Here is a 17322-nt window from a genome sequence, read left to right on the forward strand (position 1 = left end):
CGACGGCGCCTCACCGCGCGGGTGTCAGCTCACGCCGAGCAGGTCCACCACGAAGATGAGCGTCTCGTTCGGCTTGATGCGCGGAGGCGCGCCGCGGGTGCCATAGCCGAGGTGCGGCGGGATGACCAGCTTGCGCCGGCCGCCGACCTTCATGCCCGCGACGCCCTGGTCCCAGCCCCCGATGACGCGCCCGGCGCCCAGCGGGAACTCGAACGCGTCGCCGCGGTTCCACGACGCGTCGAACTCCTCGCCGGTCGAGAACGACACGCCCACGTAGTGGACGCGCACGTTCTGGCCGGGCTTGGCCTCGGGGCCGTCGCCGACGGTCAGGTCCTCGATCTCGAGGTCCTTGGGCGGTTCGCCGCCCGGAAAATCGATCTCGGGCTTCTGGAGTGCCACGAAAGTGCTCCTGTTGACGGTTGTTCTCTGAAGAGAATGGACCCGACGACTCTATGCGCTCGGGATATCGTCAACGTTCATGGCCGCCCTTTCTCCCGACGCGTTCCTGCTCACCGGCCGCGTGGCCGTCGTCACCGGGGCGGCCAGGGGCATCGGCCTGGCGATCGCCGAGGCGTTCGCGGCGTTCGGCGCCCACGTCGCGGTCTGCGACCGCGACAAGCCGGAGGGCGAGCTGGCGATGACGCTCGACGTGCGCGACCACGTGGCGGTCGAGGTGTTCGCCCAGGCCGTACGCGAGCGGTGGGGCCGCGTGGACGTGCTGGTCAACAACGCGGGCGGCACCTTCCACGCCGGGTTCGCCGACACCTCCCCGCGCGGCGAGCAGGTCCTCGTCGAGGAGAACTTCACGCAGGTCACCGGCATGATCCGGAGCCTGCTGCCGATGATGTCCCCGGGCGCGTCGATCATCAACGTGACGTCGAGCGAGGCCCACCAGGCCGCGCCCGGTTTCGCCGTGTACGCGGCCATGAAGGCAGCCGTGGCGAGCCTGACGAAGTCGCTGGCGCTGGAGCTCGCCCCCAGCGGCATCAGGGTGAACGCCATCGCCCCCGACGCGATCCGGACCGAGGGCGAGGCGGGCGTGCGCGAGCGCATGCTGGCCCGCCCGCTGCCCTACGAGCCGGTACGCGTGCCGCCGCTCGGCCACCTGGGCGACCCCTGCGACGCCGCCGCGGCGGCCCTGTTCCTGGCCGGCGACCTGGCCAGGTTCGTGACGGGCACGACGCTGCACGTGGACGGCGGGATCAACGCCGCGGGCGGCTGGCGCAGGACGTGAGACCGCGACTCCGGCACCCATGGCCTCAGCGCGGGCCATCGGTGCCGGAGGCGGCGGGCTCACCAGCTCTGGTGCAGCGGCATGCCCTCCGCGTACCCGGACGAGCTCTGGATCCCCACGACCGCCTTGGCGTGGAACTCCTCCAGGTTCGACGCCCCGGCGTAGGTGCACGACGACCGCAGCCCGGCCACGATGGCGTCGATCTGGTCCTCCACGCTGGGCCGCTTCGGATCGAGATACATCCTGGACGTCGAGATGCCCTCCTCGAACAACGCCTTCCTGGCCCGCTCGAACGCGGAGTCCTCGGCGGTCCGCAGCCGCACGGCCCGCGCGGAGGCCATGCCGTAGTTCTCCTTGTACGCGCGCCCGTTCGCATCGATGTGGGTGTCCCCGGGCGACTCGTACGTGCCCGCGAACCACGACCCGATCATCACGTTCGACGCCCCGGCGGCCAGGGCCAGCGCCACGTCGCGCGGATGGCGCACGCCCCCGTCGGCCCACACGTGCCGCCCCAGGCGGCGGGCCTCGGCGGAGCACTCCAGCACGGCGGAGAACTGCGGCCGTCCGACGCCGGTCATCATCCGGGTGGTGCACATGGCGCCGGGGCCGACGCCGACCTTGAGGATGTCGGCACCGGCGTCCACCAGGTCGCGCACGCCGTCGGCGGTCACCACGTTGCCCGCCGCGACCGGCACGCCGGGGTCGAGGGCCGTGACGGCGCGCAGGGCGGAGACCATCTTCTCCTGGTGGCCGTGCGCGGTGTCCACGACCAGGCAGTCGATGCCGACCTCCAGCAGCTCCTTGGCCTTGGCGGCCACGTCGCCGTTCACGCCCACGGCGGCGGCGATGCGCAGCCTGCCCTCGGCGTCCACGGCCGGCTGGTAGAGGGTGGCGCGCAGGGCGCCCGTACGGGTGAGGATGCCGACCAGCCGCCCGTCCTCGTCCACGATGGGCGCCAGGCGGTGGCGGCCCTCGTGCAGCCGGTCGAAGGCGGTGCGCGGGTCGAGCCCGGCGGGCAGCGTGAGCAGCTCGCTCGACATGACGTGGGAGAGCTGCGTGAACAGGTCGACGTCGCGGCAGTCGGCCTCGGTCACGACGCCGACGGGGCGGTTGTTCCAGTCGACCACGATGATCGCGCCGTGTGCCCGCTTGGGCAGCAGTTGCAGGGCCTCGCCGACGGTGTCGTGCGGGGTCAGGGTAAGGGGCGTGTCGTGGACGAGGTCGCGGTTCTTGACCCAGTCGACGACGTTCGCCACGACATCGAGGGGGATGTCCTGCGGGATCACCGTGATGCCGCCGCGCCGCGCGACGGTCTCGGCCATGCGCTTTCCGGCGACGGCCGTCATGTTCGCCACGACGATCGGGATGGTGGTGCCCGTGCCGTCGTTCGTCGACAGATCGACTGCGAGCCGGGAACCGACCGCGGAACGCGACGGGACCATGAACACGTCGCTATAGGTCAGGTCGTAATGGGGCTCGAGGTCGTTGAGAAATCTCACGTTCATCCATCTTATGTGCTGACAGGTCACCAAGGCTTTTCCCCGTTTCGCGGGGCCTTATGATCGGCCGGGACACTTTTGGGGGAGGGAGGGTCTGTGAACGTCACCGAACGGGCCGAACTGGTAGTGGTCGGTTTCGCCGTACGCACCACCAACGCCGACGAAATGGATCCGGCGCGGGCCAAACTGCCCGCGTTGTGGCGGCGGGCCGGTGCGCCCGGGGCCTTCGCGCACGTGCCCGGCCGCGTCGACGAGAACCTGTACGCGGTGCTCACCGACTACGAGAGCGATCATCACGGGGCCTTCACGCAGATCGTCGGCACGGGTGTGCGCACGGTGCCGCGGCTGCCGGAGGGCATGGTGGCCGTGCGCGTGCCGGCCGGTCACGCGCTGAGGCTGGAGGCCCGCGGCCCGATGCCGCAGGCGCTGGTCGAGTCGTGGCAGGCGGTGTGGAAGCACACCGAGTCGGGCGGCACGCCACCGCGTGCCTTCACGACGGATCTGGAGGTGCACCACCCCGACGGGGTGGATCTCTACGTCGCCGTCTGACGGAATCCGAGCGCGACGGCCGCCGCCTCGACGGCCGTCGGCTTGACCTCCTCCAGCGGCAGGTGCGCGAACTCCACCGCGCAGTCCGACATGCCGCCCAGCGCCACCGTCGCGCGGATCTGCTGCTCCAGTGCGAGCTCCCGGCCCAACAACCTGGCGACCAGCTCCCGCCGCCATGCGAACATGCGCGTGCCCAGGTCGAGGAAGCCGAGCGTGGACAGGTCGCGCACCATCATCACGATCACCTCACGGTGCCGCCAGATCAGCTCGAAGTAGTCGCCGAGCAGCTCGCGGGGATCGCTTCCCTGGGCCCGGTCGCGCAGGAACCCCTCGATGTCCTCGACCAGCGGCTGCACGATGCTGCGTACCAGGTCCTCGCGTGAGGAGAAGTGGTAGTAGAGCGCGGGCTTGGTGATGCCCAGCCGGTCGGAGATCTGGCGCAGGCTGGTGTTCTGCACGCCCTGCTGCACGAACAGCTCGCGGGCCACCGCCTGGATGCGGGCCTTGGTGTCACTGGGCATGGATTCAAGGATAGTCCTTACCTTCCGTTAAGTAAGCCCGCGTGCTAGCGTGCTTACTTAACGGTAGGTAAGGAGGGTCATGAGGGTTCTCATCTCGGGGGCGAGCGTGGCGGGGCCGGCGCTCGCGTACTGGCTGACCAGGTACGGCTTCACCGTCACCGTCGTCGAGCGGGCTCCGGCGCTGCGCAAGACGGGCGGCCACGCGATCGACCTGTTCAGGCCCGCGATGGACATCGTCGAGCGGATGGGGGTGCTGGAGCAGGTCCTGGCCAGGAAGACCGGCACGGAGCACCTCACCGTGTACGGCGAGCGCGGCGGACGCCCCGCCGAGCTGGAGATCAAGCGCGTCATGGGCGCCGTCTCCGACCGGCACGTCGAGATCATGCGTGACGACCTGAGCGAGACCTTCTACGAGGCGACCCGTCACGACGCCGAGTACGTCTTCGGCGACTCCATCACCTCGATCTCCGAGGACGGCGAGGTCACGTTCGAGCGCGGCGAGCCCGCCAGGTTCGACCTGGTGATCGGCGCCGACGGCCTGCACTCCAACGTGCGCCGCCTGGTCTTCGGCCCCGAGTCGCGCTTCACGACCTGGATCGGCGCCTACCTGGCGGTCGCCTCGGTGCCCAACCACCTGGGGCTCGACGGCCGCATGGAGGGCGTCACGGGGGTTGGCAGGCTGGCCGCGATGTACGGGGCGGCCCGGCTGCCCGACGCGCGGGCGCTGTTCCTGTTCAGGACGCCCGAGCCGCTCGACTACCACCACAGGGACGTCGCCAGGCAGAAGGAACTGCTGCGCGAGCGCTTCGCCGGCGTGGGCTGGCAGGTGCCCAGGCTGCTGGCGGAGCTGGAGCGCACGCCGGCGTTCTACTTCGACTCGATCACCCAGCTCCGCCTCGACACCTGGTCACGCGGCCGGGTGACGCTCGTCGGCGACGCGGGCTACTGCCCCGGCCCGGCGGTCGGGGGCAGCACGAGCCTGGCGGTCGTGGGGGCGTACGTGCTGGCGGGAGAGCTGGCCGCGCACGGCGGCGACCACACGCGGGCCTACCCGGCCTACGAGGCCGAGATCGGCGAGTACGTGCGCCGCAGCCGCACGTTCGCCATCAACGCGGCCAAGCGGATCGTGCCGGGCAGCCGGTTCGACCTGTGGGCGCTCCTGCAGGGAGTGCGGCTGGTCAACCGCCTGCCCGTCGCCCTGACCAGGGCCGCGGTCAAGCTCGGCAGCAAGGGCGTGCGCCTGCACGACTCGGTCGCGCTCAAGGGCTACGCAGCACCACGGGAAACGACGTCACACCCCTGACGAAGGCGTTGGGCAGGATGCGCGGCCCGCCGGCGTCGGCCCACTCGGCCGACCCCACCCGGTCCAGCCACTCCTCGAAGAAGATCCGCAGCTCCAGCCTGGCCAGCGCCGCGCCCAGGCAGAAGTGCGTGCCCAGGCCGAACGCGATGTGCCCGCCCGGCTTCCTGGTCACGTCGAAGGCGTCCGGGGCGTCGAACACCGCGGGGTCCCTGTTGGCCGACCCGTACATGAGCAGCACCTGCTGCCCCTGGCCGATCTCCTGCCCGTGCAGGGTGGTGTCGCGGGTGGCGGCCCGGCACATGTTCAGGACCGGCGTGGTCCACCGGATGAACTCCTCCACCGCCCCTTCCATCAGGCCCCGGTCGGCGCGCAGCAGGCGCCACTGGTCCGGATGGCGGATCAGCGCGTCGATGGTGGTGGCGATGACCGTCCTGGTGGTCTCGGCGCCGCCGTCGAGCAGCAGCAGCGCGTCGTTGGCCAGGCACTCGTCGTCGTAGCCCGGCGTGGCGCACCACAGGGACAGCAGGTCGTCGCGCGGCTGGGCGCGCCGCTGCGCGGCCAGCTCCAGCACGGCCTGGCCGTACTCGCCGGCGGCCACGGCGGCCTCGTGCGTGACGTAGCGCAGGCCGCCGCCGGCCACGATCGTGGTCTCCGACCAGTGCTTGAGCCGGGGCCAGTCCTCGTCGGGGAAGCCGATCAGCCATCCGATCATGCGGGCGGGCAGCGGCGCGGCCAGCTCGCTCACCGCGTCGACCGTGCCCCGCTCCAGCGCCCGGGTGATGAGCTCGACGACGACCTCGCGGACCCGGGCGGCGTAGCGGGCGTGCACGTGGCGGGGCGTGAAGCGGCGGTAGACGAGGCGGCGGCGCTCGGCGTGCTCGGGGTCGTCCAGACCGATCATGGACGGCTCCGAGGGGAGCTGGGGGCGGTAGCCGACGGTGCTGGTCCACAGGCGGGGATCGCGCTCGATGGCCGAGATGTCGGCGTGGCGGGAGACGCCCCACAAGCCGTTGGGCTCGTCGCGGTAGACGGGCGCGTGCTCGCGGAGCCAGGCGTAGACGGGGGAGGGATCGCCGGCGTACAGGTCGCCGTCGAGTAAGTCGATCATGCGAGTACCCCTTGGCTGCGTAGCTTGTCCGCCTCCTCCTGGGACAGGCCCCAGCCGGACAGGTCGGCCAGGCGGGTGGCGGGGGAGAGGTCCTGCGCCGGCACGCCGAGCAGGCGTGGCGCGGGCGCGGGGTGGGTGACGCCGCCCACCTGGACGAAGGAGCCGCGGGCGGCGTTGTGCGGGTGGGCGGGCGCCTCGGCCATCGACAACACGGGCGAGACGCAGGCGTCGGAGCCGTCGAAGAGCGCCTCCCACTCGGCGCGCGTCCTTTTCCTGAACTCCTCGGCCAGGCGGGCCTTGAGCGCGGGCCACTGGGCCCGGTCGTTCCTGTCGGGCAGGTCGGTCAGGCCCATGAGGGTGACCATGGCCTCCCAGAACTGCGGCTCCAGCGAGCCCACGGCCACGTGCTTCCCGTCGGCCGTCTCGTACGTGTCGTACTGCGGGGCGCCGGTGTCGAGCAGGTTCGTGCCGTGCGGCCCCCAGTGCCCGCTCTGGACCGCCTGGTAGAACATCGAGAACAGGATGGCCGCGCCGTCCACCATGGCGGCGTCGATCACCCGTCCCAGGCCGGTGCGCTCCCGCTCGAACAGGGCCAGCAGCACCCCGTACGCGAGCATGAGCCCGCCGCCGGCGAAGTCGCCCAGGATGTTGATCGGCGGCGTCGGCTTGTCCCCCTCGCGGCCCAGCATCGACAGTACGCCAGACACGGCGATGTAGTCGATGTCGTGCCCGGCGGTCGGGGCCAGCGGCCCGTCCTGCCCCCATCCCGTCATCCGGCCGTAGACGAGCCGCTCATTGATCGCGTGCAGCTCGTCGGGCCCGATGCCGAGCCGCTCGGCGACCCCCGGCCGGAACACCTCGATCACCACGTCGGCGTGCCGGACGAGCTCCTTGAACGCCGCCACCCCCTCGGGCGCCTTCAGATCCAGCCCGATCGTGTGCTTGCCGCGGTCCATGACGTCGGCGCGCGGGCGGTCGGAAACCACCTTGACCCGGTCGATACGCAGGACTTCCGCCCCGTGATCGGCTAGCATCATCCCCGCGAACGGCCCAGGGGCGAGCCCGGCGAGCTCCAGCACTCGCACCCCGGACAGCGGACCTCGGCGAAGCTCAGGCATCGACCCCTCCTTGCTGTGGACCCTGCCCCAGTAGAACAACATTCGGTGAACTGGTGCAAGCGGCCTTTCCGACCTTCCGGCGAAGATCTGGGAGGTATGGGAAACTTGCCCACTGTCGGGTGGTCAACAGGGGTAGGAAATGGTTTCGCATAGCAACCGGCTCATCGCAGGGCGCTACCAGTTACTGCGCGAACTGGGCCGCGGGGGGATGGGCGTGGTCTGGGAAGGCCACGACACTTTGCTGAACCGGCAGGTGGCCATCAAGGAGGTGCTGCTGCCGGACACGATGTCGCCTGGCGATCAGGAGCGCCAGCTGTTGAGGACTGCCCGCGAGGCGCGTACCGCGGCCAAGCTCAACCATCCCTCGGTCGTCGCCGTGTACGACGTGATCGAGGAGGACGGCCGGCCGTGGATCGTGATGGAGCTGGTCAGCCATCCGACGGTCGAGCAGGTGGTGCTCACCACGGGCGCGCTCCCGGTGCGGGAGGCGGCCGACCTGGGCAGGCAGGTGCTGTCCGCGCTGCGGACCGCCCACGCGGCGGGCATCCTGCACCGCGACGTCAAGCCGAGCAACATCCTGCTGTCCGAGGACGGCCGGGCCGTGCTGATGGACTTCGGCATCGCCACCGTCGAGGGTGACGCCTCGCTGACCAGGACCGGCATGGTGACCGGCTCGCCGAGTTTCCTGGCGCCGGAGCGGGTCCGCGCCGAGAACGCGGGGCCCGAATCCGACCTGTGGTCGCTGGGCGCCACCCTGTACGCGTGCATGGTGGGCCGCTCGCCGTTCGAGCGCGGCGATCCCATGGCCACGCTCAACGCGCTGCTCACCGAGGAGCCCGACTACCGCAGGATCCCGCCGATCATGCACCCGGTCCTGAAGGGGCTGCTCCAGAAGGAGCCCCAGGACCGCGTGGACGCCGAGGAGGCCGACCGGCTGCTCGCGGACATCATCGCCGCCAGGCCCCCGGCCCAGGACCTCGACGTCCCGGAGAAGAAGAAGGGGCAGGGCCCGGGCAGGGCGCTGCTCGCGGCCGCCGCGACGGTGGTGCTGGTGCTCACGGGCGGCGCGATCGCCTACTTCAGGACCGCCTCACCGGCCGAGGGGGCGCCGCGCGCCACCACCCAGCCGGCCGCCGCGACCCAGCCGATCTCGCCCAGCGCGGCGCCGACGCCGAGCACGACGTCCTCGGCCACGCCGTCGCCCAGCGCGACCAGGGCCGTGCCCGCGGTGCGGGCGTGGAAGTCGCGGGACGGCTGGTCGATCATGCGGCCCACCGGCTGGCGCGGCGCGCTCGGCGAGGCGTACACCGAGTGGACCCGCCGGGACGGCAACGCCCACCTCGGCGTCGAGGCCGTCTACGCCAACCTCGACCCGAACCAGATCATCCGCGACGGGCAGGAGACACTGCGGCAGAGCGCGCAGAGCGTGGTCAACCGCGGCCGCAGGACGGTCACGCACCAGGGCGCCAAGGCCGTGCAGTGGGAGTTCTCCTGGACGGCGGGCGAGGTGAACGACGCCCGCTGGGTCCGGCCGGGCACCCGCTACCACGAGGTCCGCCGGGCCGTGGCGATCGGCGACACCGCGTACGTGCTGTCGTGGACCGTCACCGAGGAGCAGTGGCAGCGCAACAGGGCACTGATGCGGCAGGTGATCAACAGCTTTACTGTGGGGGGATGAGCCCCTGGAACCTGCTCGCCCTCCCGCCGCTCCCCGAGCCGGCCATGCGCCGCCTGCTCGCCCCGCTCGGCGACCGGGTGACGCTGCGCGTGCCGGCGTCCCGCGACAGGGACGCGCTGCTGGCGGCGCTGCCCGGCGCGGAGATCGTGCTCGGCGACTGGACGGGCACGCTCGTCATGGACGCCCAGGCGGTGGCGGCGGCGCCCGGGCTGGCGTTCGTCCAGCAGCCGTCGGTGGGCGTGGACGGTCACGACCTGGCCGCCCTGGCCGCGGCCGGGGTGCCGCTGGCCAACACGCCCGGCGTCAGCGCCGGCGCCGTCTCGGAGTGGTGCCTGGCCGCCACGCTGGCCCTGTCGCGCAAGCTGGCCGCGGCCGACGCGGCCGTCCGCGCCGGCGAGTGGCCCCAGCAGGGCCTGCTCCCGCACGAGCTGGGCGGCCGCCGCGCCGGCGTGATCGGCTACGGCCCGATCGGCGCCATGTGCGCGCGGCTGTTCCGCGCGCTCGGCTGCGAGGTGACCTACTGGACCCGCACGCCGCGCGAGGACCCCGGCTACCAGGACCTCGACGCGCTCGTGTCCGGCAGCGACGTGGTGATCGTCGTGATCGCGCTGTCGGACGAGACCCGCGGCCTGGTCGACCCGCGCCGCATGAAGCAGGGCGCCCTGCTCGTCAACGCGGCCAGAGGAGGCGTGGTCGACCAGGGGGCGCTCGTCGAGGCGCTGCGCGCCGGCCACCTCGGCGGCGCCGCGCTGGACGTCTTCGACGTCGAGCCGCTCCCGGCCGGCGACCCGCTGCGCGACCTGCCGAACGTGCTGCTCTCCCCGCACGTCGCGGGCGTCACGCCGGAGTCGACCGGGCGCCTGGTCACCGCGGTCCTCGACAACCTCGCCGCCGCCGTCGAGGGCCGCGCGGTGGAGGGGGTGGTGAACGGCATATCGCCCGTGATCTCCAGGAAGTTTACCGAATCGCCTATCGCATAGGGGATTCACCTGGCACGATGAACAGTTTTCGTGTCTTTAACGACCCCGGTCTGTTCGAGGTCGCCCGTGGGAGATACGGTTTCACGGACGATCTCTACCAGCTCAAGGGGGTGCTTTCGTGACGACGACGATGTCGACACACCGGCGGGCAGTAGAGCAGATCAGGCAGTCGTACGCCGAGATTCCCGGCGACGCCGCGCCCCGGCTGGCCAAGGCCACGTCCAACCTGTTCAGGTTCCGCGACGGCGGCAGGACGGCCAAGCTCTCGGCCAGGGATCTCGACGAGGTCATCAGCGTCGATCCCGAGACCATGACCGCCGAGGTCCAGGGCATGACGACGTACGAGCACCTGGTCGACGCCACGCTGCCGTACGGGCTCATGCCGTACGTGGTGCCGCAGCTCAAGACGATCACGCTGGGCGGCGCCGTGACCGGGCTCGGCATCGAGTCCACCAGCTTCAGGGACGGGCTGCCGCACGAGTCGGTCGAGGAGCTGGAGATCCTCACCGGCGACGGGCGCGTCGTGGTGGCCCGCGACGACAACGAGCACCGGGACCTGTTCCGCGCCTTCCCCAACTCCTACGGCACGCTCGGCTACGCGTTGCGCATCAAGATCAAGCTGCGCAAGGTGCAGCCGTACGTGCACCTGACCCACGTCAAGTTCACCGACGCGGGCAAGTGCATGCTGGCCATGCAGGAGATCTGCGACAGCATGGTCTACGACGGCGAGCGCGTCGACTTCGTGGACGGCGTGTTCTTCGAACCCGGGGAGATGTACCTCACGCTGGGCCGCTTCGCCGAGCGCGCGCCCTACATCTCCGACTACACGGGGATGCGGATCTACTACCAGTCGATCAGGCAGCGCAGCCGCGACTGGCTGACGGTCCGCGACTACCTGTGGCGCTGGGACACCGACTGGTTCTGGTGCTCGCGCGCCTTCGGGGTGCAGCAGCCGGTCGTCCGCTCGCTCATGCCGCGCCGCTGGATGCGCTCCGACGTCTACCGGCGCCTGGTGGCGCTCGACCGCAAGCACGGCCTGACGGCCCGCCTCGACAGGTGGCGCGGCCAGCCCGTGAGCGAGTCGGTCATCCAGGACGTCGAGACGCCGGTCGAGCGTGGCGCGGAGTTCCTGGAGTTCTTCCACGACAAGGTGGGCATGACACCGGTGTGGATGTGTCCGCTGCGGGCGAGCTCTCGCTGGCCGATCTACCCGCTCGAGCCGGGCAAGCTCTACGTCAACTTCGGTTTCTGGGGAATGGTGCCACTGCCACGGGGGCAGTTCGACGGTTACTACAACCGGCTCATCGAGGGAGCGGTGCACGACCTCGATGGGCACAAGTCGCTCTACTCGACCTCGTTCTACGCCCGTGATCAGTTCTGGCAGCTGTACAACGGCGATGCCTATTGGCCGGTCAAGCGGGAATACGACCCGAATGGGCGCCTGCTGGACCTGTACGAAAAGTGTGTACGGGGAAGGTGAGCAAGTAGATGGCTCTCGCATCCATCTTTGAGAAGATCGTCGGATCGAACGCGAACATCTCGTTCATGGCGTACGACGGCAGCAAGGCGGGGCCGGACGGCGCCGACCTGGCCATCGAGGTGAAATCCCCGATCGCCGTGGCCTACCTGGCCCAGGCACCGGGGGAGCTGGGGCTGGCCAGGGCCTACATCTCGGGCCACATCGACGTCCACGGCGACATGTACACGCTGCTGGACCGGATGTGGAACATCACCACCAACGACCTGACCACGTCCGAGAAGATCGACGCCGTGCGCGCCCTGGGCGTCAAGCCGCTCCTCATGCGCGTGCCGCCGCCGCCGCAGGAGATACGCCAGAGCGCGCTGGCCAGGCTCGGCTCCCGCCACGCCAAGCAGCGCGACGCCGAGGCCATCCACCACCACTACGACGTCTCCAACCGGTTCTACGAGTGGGTGCTCGGCCCGTCCATGGCCTACACGTGCGCCTGCTTCCCGACGGAGGACTCGACGCTGGAGGAGGCGCAGTACGCCAAGTTCGACCTGGTGGCGCGCAAGCTCGGCCTCAAGCCCGGCATGCGCCTGCTCGACGTCGGCTGCGGCTGGGGCAGCATGGTCATGCACGCCGCCAGGGAGTACGGCGTCAAGGCGCTCGGCGTCACGCTCAGCCGCCAGCAGGCCGAGTACGCCCAGAAGGCGATCGCCGACGCCGGCCTGCAGGACCTGGCCGAGGTCCGCTTCATGGACTACCGCGACGTTCAGGAGTCCGGCTTCGACGCCGTCAGCTCCATCGGCCTGACCGAGCACATCGGCAAGGCGAACGTGCCGTCCTACTTCGAGTTCCTGTACGGCAAGCTCAAGCCGGGCGGCCGCATCCTCAACCACTGCATCACCCGGCCGACCGGCAAGGAGAAGACGTTCAACAAGGGCGGTTTCATCAACCGCTACGTCTTCCCCGACGGCGAGCTGGAGTCGGTGGGCTGGCTGATCAGGCAGATGGAGGACCTCGGCTTCGAGATCCGCCACGAGGAGAACCTGCGCGAGCACTACGCCAAGACGCTGCGCCACTGGTGCGACAACCTGGACGCCAACTGGGAGGACGCGGTCCAGGAGGTCGGCATGGGCACGGCCCGGGTGTGGGCCCTGTACATGGCGGGCTGCATCGTGGGGTTCGAACGCAACAAGGTCCAGCTCCACCAGGTGCTCGGCGTGAAGCTGGACCAGAACGGCCGCTCCGGCGTGCCCCTGCGCCCGGCCCGCGACTGGCCCTGACGCCGCCCGCGCGCGAGGTGGGCCGCCGGCACCCACCCCTCGCGCGCCGTCGCGTGAGGCGAGACGGAGCTTGCGGCTGACGCAAGCTCCGTCTCTACCCCGCCGACCCGGACAAGGACTGCGCCTGCTCGGCCGGCGTGCGGCACTGCCGGTCCTTCGCGTGCCGGCCCCTGCTCGGGCGATGCTCGTCCCCGCCGGAATCCTCCTGGGACTCCTGCGCCTGCTCCTTGGGGTTGTGGGGCTTCGCGTGCCTGCCCACGTGTGCTCTCCTTCCCCTCTCCGACTGCTTAAAGTGACCGTATGGCTACAGTCGGCGTCGGGGCAAGCGCGTAAGCGGTAAAGGTGAAGCACTTTCCAGGGCGGGCGGGCCCCGGCCGACCGGCTCGCGGCCCCGCAATAACCGCTGGTCCGATCGGCCGGGGAGAATCTCAGACGGTGCAGGCCGTGCCGTTCAGGGTGAAGGCGGGCGGCTTGCCGGTGTTGCCGCCGTGCGTGGCCTGGAAGCCGAACGAGGCCGACGCGCCCGGGGCGATGGTGGCGTTGTAGCCGACGTTCCTGGCCGTCACCTGGCCGCTGCTGGGGGAGAGCGAGGCGTTCCAGACGGAGGTGACGCTCTGACCGGCCGGCAGGGTGAAGGCCAGGCTCCAGGAGGAGAGCTGGGTCGTGCTCGTGTTCGCGATCGTGACCGCGGCCGTGAAGCCGGTGTTCCAGGTGTTCATCGTGTACGTGACCTTGCAGTCCCCGGCCGGCGGCGTGACCGTGGGAGTGATGGTGGGCGTGATGGTGGGGGTCGGCTCGGTGCCGCCGTCGGAGAGGCCGAAGAAGTCGATCACCATGGCCGCCATCCCGCCTTGCGGCAGGTTGTGGCCCACGCCCTGCAGGCTGATCGCCTCGACCGGCGCCTTCGTGCCGGTGCCGCCGTAGCGGGTCCTGGTCCAGCCGGAGCGGGGCTGGTCGGTGAGGCTGGGCGTCTGGCTCAGGCCGTGGACGTTGGTCCACTGCTTGATCTGCTCCTGGAAGTTGGGGTAGCGCAGCGTGGAGTCCTCGGTGCCGTGCCAGATCTGCATGCGCGGGCGCGGCCCGCTGTAGCCGGGGTAGGCCGCCCGTACCTGATCGCCCCACTGCTGCGCGGTCTTGACGAGCTGGCCGTTGGCGCAGGTGCTGTTCCAGCTCGAGCCGTCGGTGGTGGCGAAGCAGCCGAACGGCACGCCCATGAAGGACGCCCCCGCCTTGAACACGTCCGGGTACGCGCCGATCAGCACGTTGGTCATCATGCCGCCGGAGGAGGCGCCGGTCACGTACGTGCGCTCGGGGTCGGCGTTGTGGCGCTGCTGCACGTACCTGACCATGGAGACGATGCCCACGGGGTCGCTGCCGCCGTTGTGCGTGAGCGCCTGCGGCGAGGAGACGTCGAAGCAGGACCCGCTCCTGGTCGCCGACGGGTAGACGACGATGAACTTGTGCCGGTCGGCCAGCGAGGCGAACTCGGTGCCCGAGTGGAACGCCGGGCCGGAGCCGGTGCAGTAGTGCACGGCCACGAGCAGGGCGGGCCTGGCGCCGACGCCGTCGGGGACGTACAGGTGCATGCGCAGGTTCGTGGGGTTCGTGCCGAAGCCGGTCACCTCGGTGAGCTGGGCGGACGCGGCCGGGGGTGCGGTGATCAGGATCGCCGCCACGAGGGCCGCGGCGGCGATGATGGCGCTTGCTATGCGAGCTCTCAGCTTCATCGAGTTCCTCTCGCTGGGCAGCCGAAATATTGCGAGTGTCCACAGAAAATTTCGGCGTGACAATATGCCTGGTGCGAGCGGACGCGGCGGCAGGGCGATGAGCTGCGAAGAGATCCGGCGGAAGCGCCGAGATCGATGAAAGTTTCGGCGGTTACCGCGCCAGTTGCGCCAGCGTGCCGGTGAGCGCGTCCCACGACTGCTCGGCGTCCGCCGTGCGCCCGTGCGGCGAGCGGAACCACTCCACGAACTCCGCCACGTCGTTCAGCGCCCACCGCAGCCGGTACAGCCCCAGCAGCTCGTGGTCCACCGCCCGGCCCGTCGCCTTCGTGTAGCGGGCCAGGTCATCCTCGTCCCTGGCCACCAGCCACAGGTCCCGCTCCGGCACGGCCATCCCCACCGTGTCCCAGTCGATCAGCAACCGGCGCTCGCCGGCGCGCAGGAGGTTGCCCGGGTGCGGCTCCCCGTGCGTGAGCACCGGCTCGCCCGGCCTGCCCGCCAGGCGGTCGAACTCCGCCAGCCGGCGCCGCAACATCCCCGCGTGGCGGCCGATCAGGTCCTGGGCGGGCTCGGAGTAGGGACCGCCGAGCCAGGGCAGGGTCGTGTCGCCGAGCGCCTGCTCCAGCCCCGCCCTGCCGGTCAGCGCCACCGGGCGGTCCGGGGTGGACAGCGGCGGCGGGGTGGTGTGCAGCTCGGCCAGCAGGTCGATGACGCGGCCACGCTCGGCGGGCGACAGCTCGTCGCCGAAGTCGCCGCCCGTGCCCTGCTCGTACGGGAACACGCTCATGGCGTACCGGTGGCCGTCGAGACGGCGCAGCGTGCTGCCGTCGGCGGCGCGCAACGGGGCGACGACGAAGCCCAGGCCCGCCTCCTCGCGCAGCGCCGCCGCCGTCTCCATGGCCAGCCGCAGCTCGTCGTACGTCTGCCGCCGCACGTCCGCCACCGTCACGAACCAGCGCCGCCCGCCGCCGGCGGTCGCGATCCAGTGGAAGTCGCCGAAACCGACCGGCGCGTAGTCCAGCGTGGCCGCCTCGATCCCCCACCCGTTCAGCGCGGGGCGCAGCAGCTCTTCGTCGAAGTCATCCGGTCGATCACGCATACGCGGCAAACTACCCGCCCGCGCCGGGGCGCCGCACCTCGACAAGCAGTGCGATGGCGGCGACGACGTCGCTCACGACGTGGCCAGCCGCGCCCGGTAGGCGTGCCACAGCTCCTCGGCGGGCTCGGGCAGCGCGAACCGGTCGCGTACACGGGAGAAGAAGGCGTCCATCGGGAAAAGCGAGAGGCGCGGACGAGTGCGCCCGCGCCTCGACGAAGATCAGGTTACCGGAGCTCGCGCTTGAGGATCTTGCCCGTGGCCGTCATCGGCAGGGAGTCGCGGAACTCGACGATCCTCGGGTACTTGTAGGCCGCCAGGTTCTCCTTGGCCCACGCGACCAGCTCGTCCTCGGTGATCGTGGCGCCGGGCGTGCGGATGACGTACGCCTTGACCTCCTCGCCGTGCGAGTCGTGCGGGACGCCGACGACGGCGGCCAGCGACACGGCCTCGTGCGTCATGAGGACCTCTTCGACCTCGCGCGGGTAGACGTTGAACCCGCCCCGGATGACCATGTCCTTGGCCCGGTCGATGATGGCGTAGTAACCGTCGGCGTCCCGCGTGGCGATGTCGCCCGTGCGGAACCAGCCGTCCTTCATCACCTCGGCCGTGGCCTCCGGCCGGCCGTAGTAGCCCTTCATGACGTTGTGGCCGCGGATGGCGATCTCGCCGGGGCCCTCGCCCTCGATCGTCTTCCAGTCGCCGTCGACCAGCTTCATCTCCACGCCCCAGATGGGGGTGCCGATCGTGCCGGGCTTGGCGGGCTTGCCGAGCTGGTTGAAGCAGGCCACCGGCGAGGTTTCCGAGAGCCCGTAGCCCTCCAGGATGCCGATGCCGAACGTCTCCTCGAAGTCCCTGAGCACCTCGACCGGCGAGGACGCGCCGCCGGCGACGGCCACCTTCAGCGAGCGCGGCACCTCGGCGCCCTCGCTGTGGATCTTCGTGAGCAGGGCCCAGTACATGGTGGGCACGCCCGCGAAGTACGTGACCCCCTCCTTCGCCATGAGCGCGAGCGCCTCGCCCGGCTCGAAGCGCGGCATCAGCACGACCGTGGAGCCGCGCAGGAAGCCGGTGTTCATGACGGTCGTCTGGCCGAAGGAGTGGAACAGCGGCAGCACCGCCAGGTACGTGTCGCCGCCCTCGGTGCGGGGGAACATGCGGTCGCTGATGATGGCGTTCATCAGCATGTTCTGGTGGGTGAGCTCGGCGCCCTTGGGCTGGCCGGTGGTGCCCGAGGTGTAGAGGATCACCGCGGTGTCGTCGGGCGCGGTCTGCACGGTCTCGAACTCGCTCGCCATCCCGCCGAGCGCCGCCCAGAACGACTCGCCGTACTCCGACTCGGTCGCCAGCGGCGTGGCGGGCAGCACGAAGAAGTGCTCGCAGCCCTCGGCGGCCTCGAAGCCGGCCTTGCCGCGCTCGCCCAGCGGCAGCTCCGGCGTGCCCTCGAAGCAGAACAGCGCCTTGGCGTCGCTGTCGTCGAGGTGGTAGGCGATCTCACGCGGCTGGAGGAGGACGTTGAGCGGCACCACCGTCGCGCCGGCCTTCAGGATGCCGTAGTAGACGAACGGGAAATACGGCAGGTTCGGGCAGGCCAGCGCGACCTTGTCGCCCTTGCCGATGCCGCGTGTCACCAACAGGTTCGCAACCTGGTTCGCTACGGTGTCGATCATGGAGAACGGCAGCCGCATGTCGCCGAAGACGATCGCGGTGCCATCCGGGGTGTTCCTGGCGCTGTCCTCCAGGACGATCGACAGGTTGAGCATG

At 70.7% G+C, this 17322-nt stretch carries 16 protein-coding genes; 7 read left to right on the forward strand and 9 right to left on the reverse strand.

All coding sequences use genetic code 11. The annotated features are described in order from the left end of the window. Positions 1-24: 24 nt before the first annotated feature. A complete protein-coding gene (locus tag AB0I79_RS05610; protein ID WP_185102311.1) occupies positions 25-399 on the reverse strand; it encodes an FKBP-type peptidyl-prolyl cis-trans isomerase in 375 nt (124 codons plus the stop codon). A gap of 79 nt (positions 400-478) precedes the next feature. Between AB0I79_RS05610 and AB0I79_RS05615 the strand changes: the two genes are divergently transcribed. Next, positions 479-1234 (forward strand): SDR family oxidoreductase, encoded by a 756-nt coding sequence (locus AB0I79_RS05615; protein WP_357867383.1) that lies wholly within the window; start codon positions 479-481, stop codon positions 1232-1234. Between the two features lie 59 nt (positions 1235-1293). Here the strand turns inward: AB0I79_RS05615 and AB0I79_RS05620 are convergent, their stop codons facing one another. Further along, positions 1294-2733, reverse strand: coding sequence for a GuaB1 family IMP dehydrogenase-related protein (locus AB0I79_RS05620; protein WP_357867385.1), 1440 nt, complete (start codon positions 2731-2733; stop codon positions 1294-1296). A gap of 96 nt (positions 2734-2829) precedes the next feature. Between AB0I79_RS05620 and AB0I79_RS05625 the strand changes: the two genes are divergently transcribed. Continuing rightward, positions 2830-3282, forward strand: coding sequence for an effector binding domain-containing protein (locus AB0I79_RS05625; RefSeq protein WP_357867388.1), 453 nt, complete (start codon positions 2830-2832; stop codon positions 3280-3282). On the opposite strand, the gene AB0I79_RS05630 is transcribed toward AB0I79_RS05625, so the two are convergent. Next, entirely contained in the window at positions 3267-3803 is a 537-nt protein-coding gene (locus tag AB0I79_RS05630; RefSeq protein WP_357867390.1) for a helix-turn-helix domain-containing protein, read from the reverse strand. The genes AB0I79_RS05625 and AB0I79_RS05630 overlap by 16 nt on opposite strands. 79 nt (positions 3804-3882) lie before the next feature. On the opposite strand from AB0I79_RS05630, the gene AB0I79_RS05635 reads away from it, so the two are divergent. Further along, on the forward strand, positions 3883-5106 hold the full coding sequence (locus tag AB0I79_RS05635; RefSeq protein ID WP_357867393.1) for an FAD-dependent monooxygenase: 1224 nt from the start codon (positions 3883-3885) through the stop codon (positions 5104-5106). Here AB0I79_RS05635 and AB0I79_RS05640 read toward each other — a convergent pair. After that, positions 5063-6214: a cytochrome P450 gene (locus AB0I79_RS05640; protein WP_357867396.1), complete on the reverse strand. Its 1152-nt coding sequence runs from the start codon at positions 6212-6214 to the stop codon at positions 5063-5065. The two genes, AB0I79_RS05635 and AB0I79_RS05640, sit on opposite strands and share 44 nt — an antisense overlap. Beyond that, on the reverse strand, positions 6211-7332 hold the full coding sequence (locus AB0I79_RS05645; RefSeq protein ID WP_357867399.1) for a CaiB/BaiF CoA-transferase family protein: 1122 nt from the start codon (positions 7330-7332) through the stop codon (positions 6211-6213). The genes AB0I79_RS05640 and AB0I79_RS05645 overlap by 4 nt, the downstream gene beginning before the upstream one ends. A gap of 139 nt (positions 7333-7471) precedes the next feature. On the opposite strand from AB0I79_RS05645, the gene AB0I79_RS05650 reads away from it, so the two are divergent. The 4 genes from AB0I79_RS05650 to AB0I79_RS05665 all read left to right on the forward strand — a co-directional run bounded on the left by AB0I79_RS05650 (position 7472) and on the right by AB0I79_RS05665 (position 12738). Continuing rightward, a complete protein-coding gene (locus tag AB0I79_RS05650) occupies positions 7472-9010 on the forward strand; it encodes a protein kinase (RefSeq protein ID WP_357867402.1) in 1539 nt (512 codons plus the stop codon). Continuing rightward, complete coding sequence (locus tag AB0I79_RS05655) at positions 9007-9990, forward strand: NAD(P)-dependent oxidoreductase (RefSeq protein ID WP_357867405.1); 984 nt, start codon at positions 9007-9009, stop codon at positions 9988-9990. Before AB0I79_RS05650 ends, AB0I79_RS05655 begins: the two co-directional genes overlap by 4 nt. Before the next feature lie 130 nt (positions 9991-10120). Continuing rightward, complete coding sequence (locus tag AB0I79_RS05660) at positions 10121-11470, forward strand: FAD-binding oxidoreductase (RefSeq protein WP_357869612.1); 1350 nt, start codon at positions 10121-10123, stop codon at positions 11468-11470. Between the two features lie 8 nt (positions 11471-11478). Beyond that, positions 11479-12738, forward strand: a complete 1260-nt coding sequence (locus AB0I79_RS05665; RefSeq protein ID WP_357867408.1) for a class I SAM-dependent methyltransferase — start codon at positions 11479-11481, stop codon at positions 12736-12738. Between the two features lie 94 nt (positions 12739-12832). Here AB0I79_RS05665 and AB0I79_RS05670 read toward each other — a convergent pair whose 3' ends face one another. The 4 genes from AB0I79_RS05670 to AB0I79_RS05685 all read right to left on the reverse strand — a co-directional run bounded on the left by AB0I79_RS05670 (position 12833) and on the right by AB0I79_RS05685 (position 17321). Beyond that, a complete protein-coding gene (locus AB0I79_RS05670; RefSeq protein ID WP_357867411.1) occupies positions 12833-12997 on the reverse strand; it encodes a hypothetical protein in 165 nt (54 codons plus the stop codon). A 169-nt stretch (positions 12998-13166) separates the two neighbouring features. Continuing rightward, the gene (locus tag AB0I79_RS05675; RefSeq protein ID WP_357867414.1) at positions 13167-14465 is read right to left on the reverse strand and encodes a PHB depolymerase family esterase; all 1299 of its coding nucleotides are present in this window, start codon (positions 14463-14465) and stop codon (positions 13167-13169) included. Positions 14466-14616: 151 nt separating this feature from the next. Further along, complete coding sequence (locus AB0I79_RS05680) at positions 14617-15561, reverse strand: phosphotransferase (protein WP_357867417.1); 945 nt, start codon at positions 15559-15561, stop codon at positions 14617-14619. A 224-nt stretch (positions 15562-15785) separates the two neighbouring features. Continuing rightward, on the reverse strand, positions 15786-17321 hold the full coding sequence (locus tag AB0I79_RS05685; protein ID WP_357867420.1) for a long-chain fatty acid--CoA ligase: 1536 nt from the start codon (positions 17319-17321) through the stop codon (positions 15786-15788). Position 17322 lies beyond the last annotated feature (1 nt).

The sequence above is a fragment of the Nonomuraea sp. NPDC050202 genome (genome assembly GCF_040656115.1).
In the GTDB taxonomy this organism is placed as follows: Bacteria; Actinomycetota; Actinomycetes; order Streptosporangiales; family Streptosporangiaceae; genus Nonomuraea.

Bases quoted from the DNA above. Each gene is read 5' to 3' on its own strand.
- AB0I79_RS05615 (WP_357867383.1), top strand. From the start codon at position 479: ATGGCCGCCCTTTCTCCCGACGCGTTCCTGCTCACCGGCCGCGTGGCC.
- AB0I79_RS05630 (WP_357867390.1), bottom strand. From the start codon at position 3,803: ATGCCCAGTGACACCAAGGCCCGCATCCAGGCGGTGGCCCGCGAGCTG.
- AB0I79_RS05635 (WP_357867393.1), top strand. From the start codon at position 3,883: ATGAGGGTTCTCATCTCGGGGGCGAGCGTGGCGGGGCCGGCGCTCGCG.
- AB0I79_RS05640 (WP_357867396.1), bottom strand. From the start codon at position 6,214: ATGATCGACTTACTCGACGGCGACCTGTACGCCGGCGATCCCTCCCCC.
- AB0I79_RS05645 (WP_357867399.1), bottom strand. From the start codon at position 7,332: ATGCCTGAGCTTCGCCGAGGTCCGCTGTCCGGGGTGCGAGTGCTGGAG.
- AB0I79_RS05650 (WP_357867402.1), top strand. From the start codon at position 7,472: ATGGTTTCGCATAGCAACCGGCTCATCGCAGGGCGCTACCAGTTACTG.
- AB0I79_RS05655 (WP_357867405.1), top strand. From the start codon at position 9,007: ATGAGCCCCTGGAACCTGCTCGCCCTCCCGCCGCTCCCCGAGCCGGCC.
- AB0I79_RS05660 (WP_357869612.1), top strand. From the start codon at position 10,121: ATGTCGACACACCGGCGGGCAGTAGAGCAGATCAGGCAGTCGTACGCC.
- AB0I79_RS05665 (WP_357867408.1), top strand. From the start codon at position 11,479: ATGGCTCTCGCATCCATCTTTGAGAAGATCGTCGGATCGAACGCGAAC.
- AB0I79_RS05675 (WP_357867414.1), bottom strand. From the start codon at position 14,465: ATGAAGCTGAGAGCTCGCATAGCAAGCGCCATCATCGCCGCCGCGGCC.
- AB0I79_RS05680 (WP_357867417.1), bottom strand. From the start codon at position 15,561: ATGCGTGATCGACCGGATGACTTCGACGAAGAGCTGCTGCGCCCCGCG.
- AB0I79_RS05685 (WP_357867420.1), bottom strand. From the start codon at position 17,321: ATGCTCAACCTGTCGATCGTCCTGGAGGACAGCGCCAGGAACACCCCG.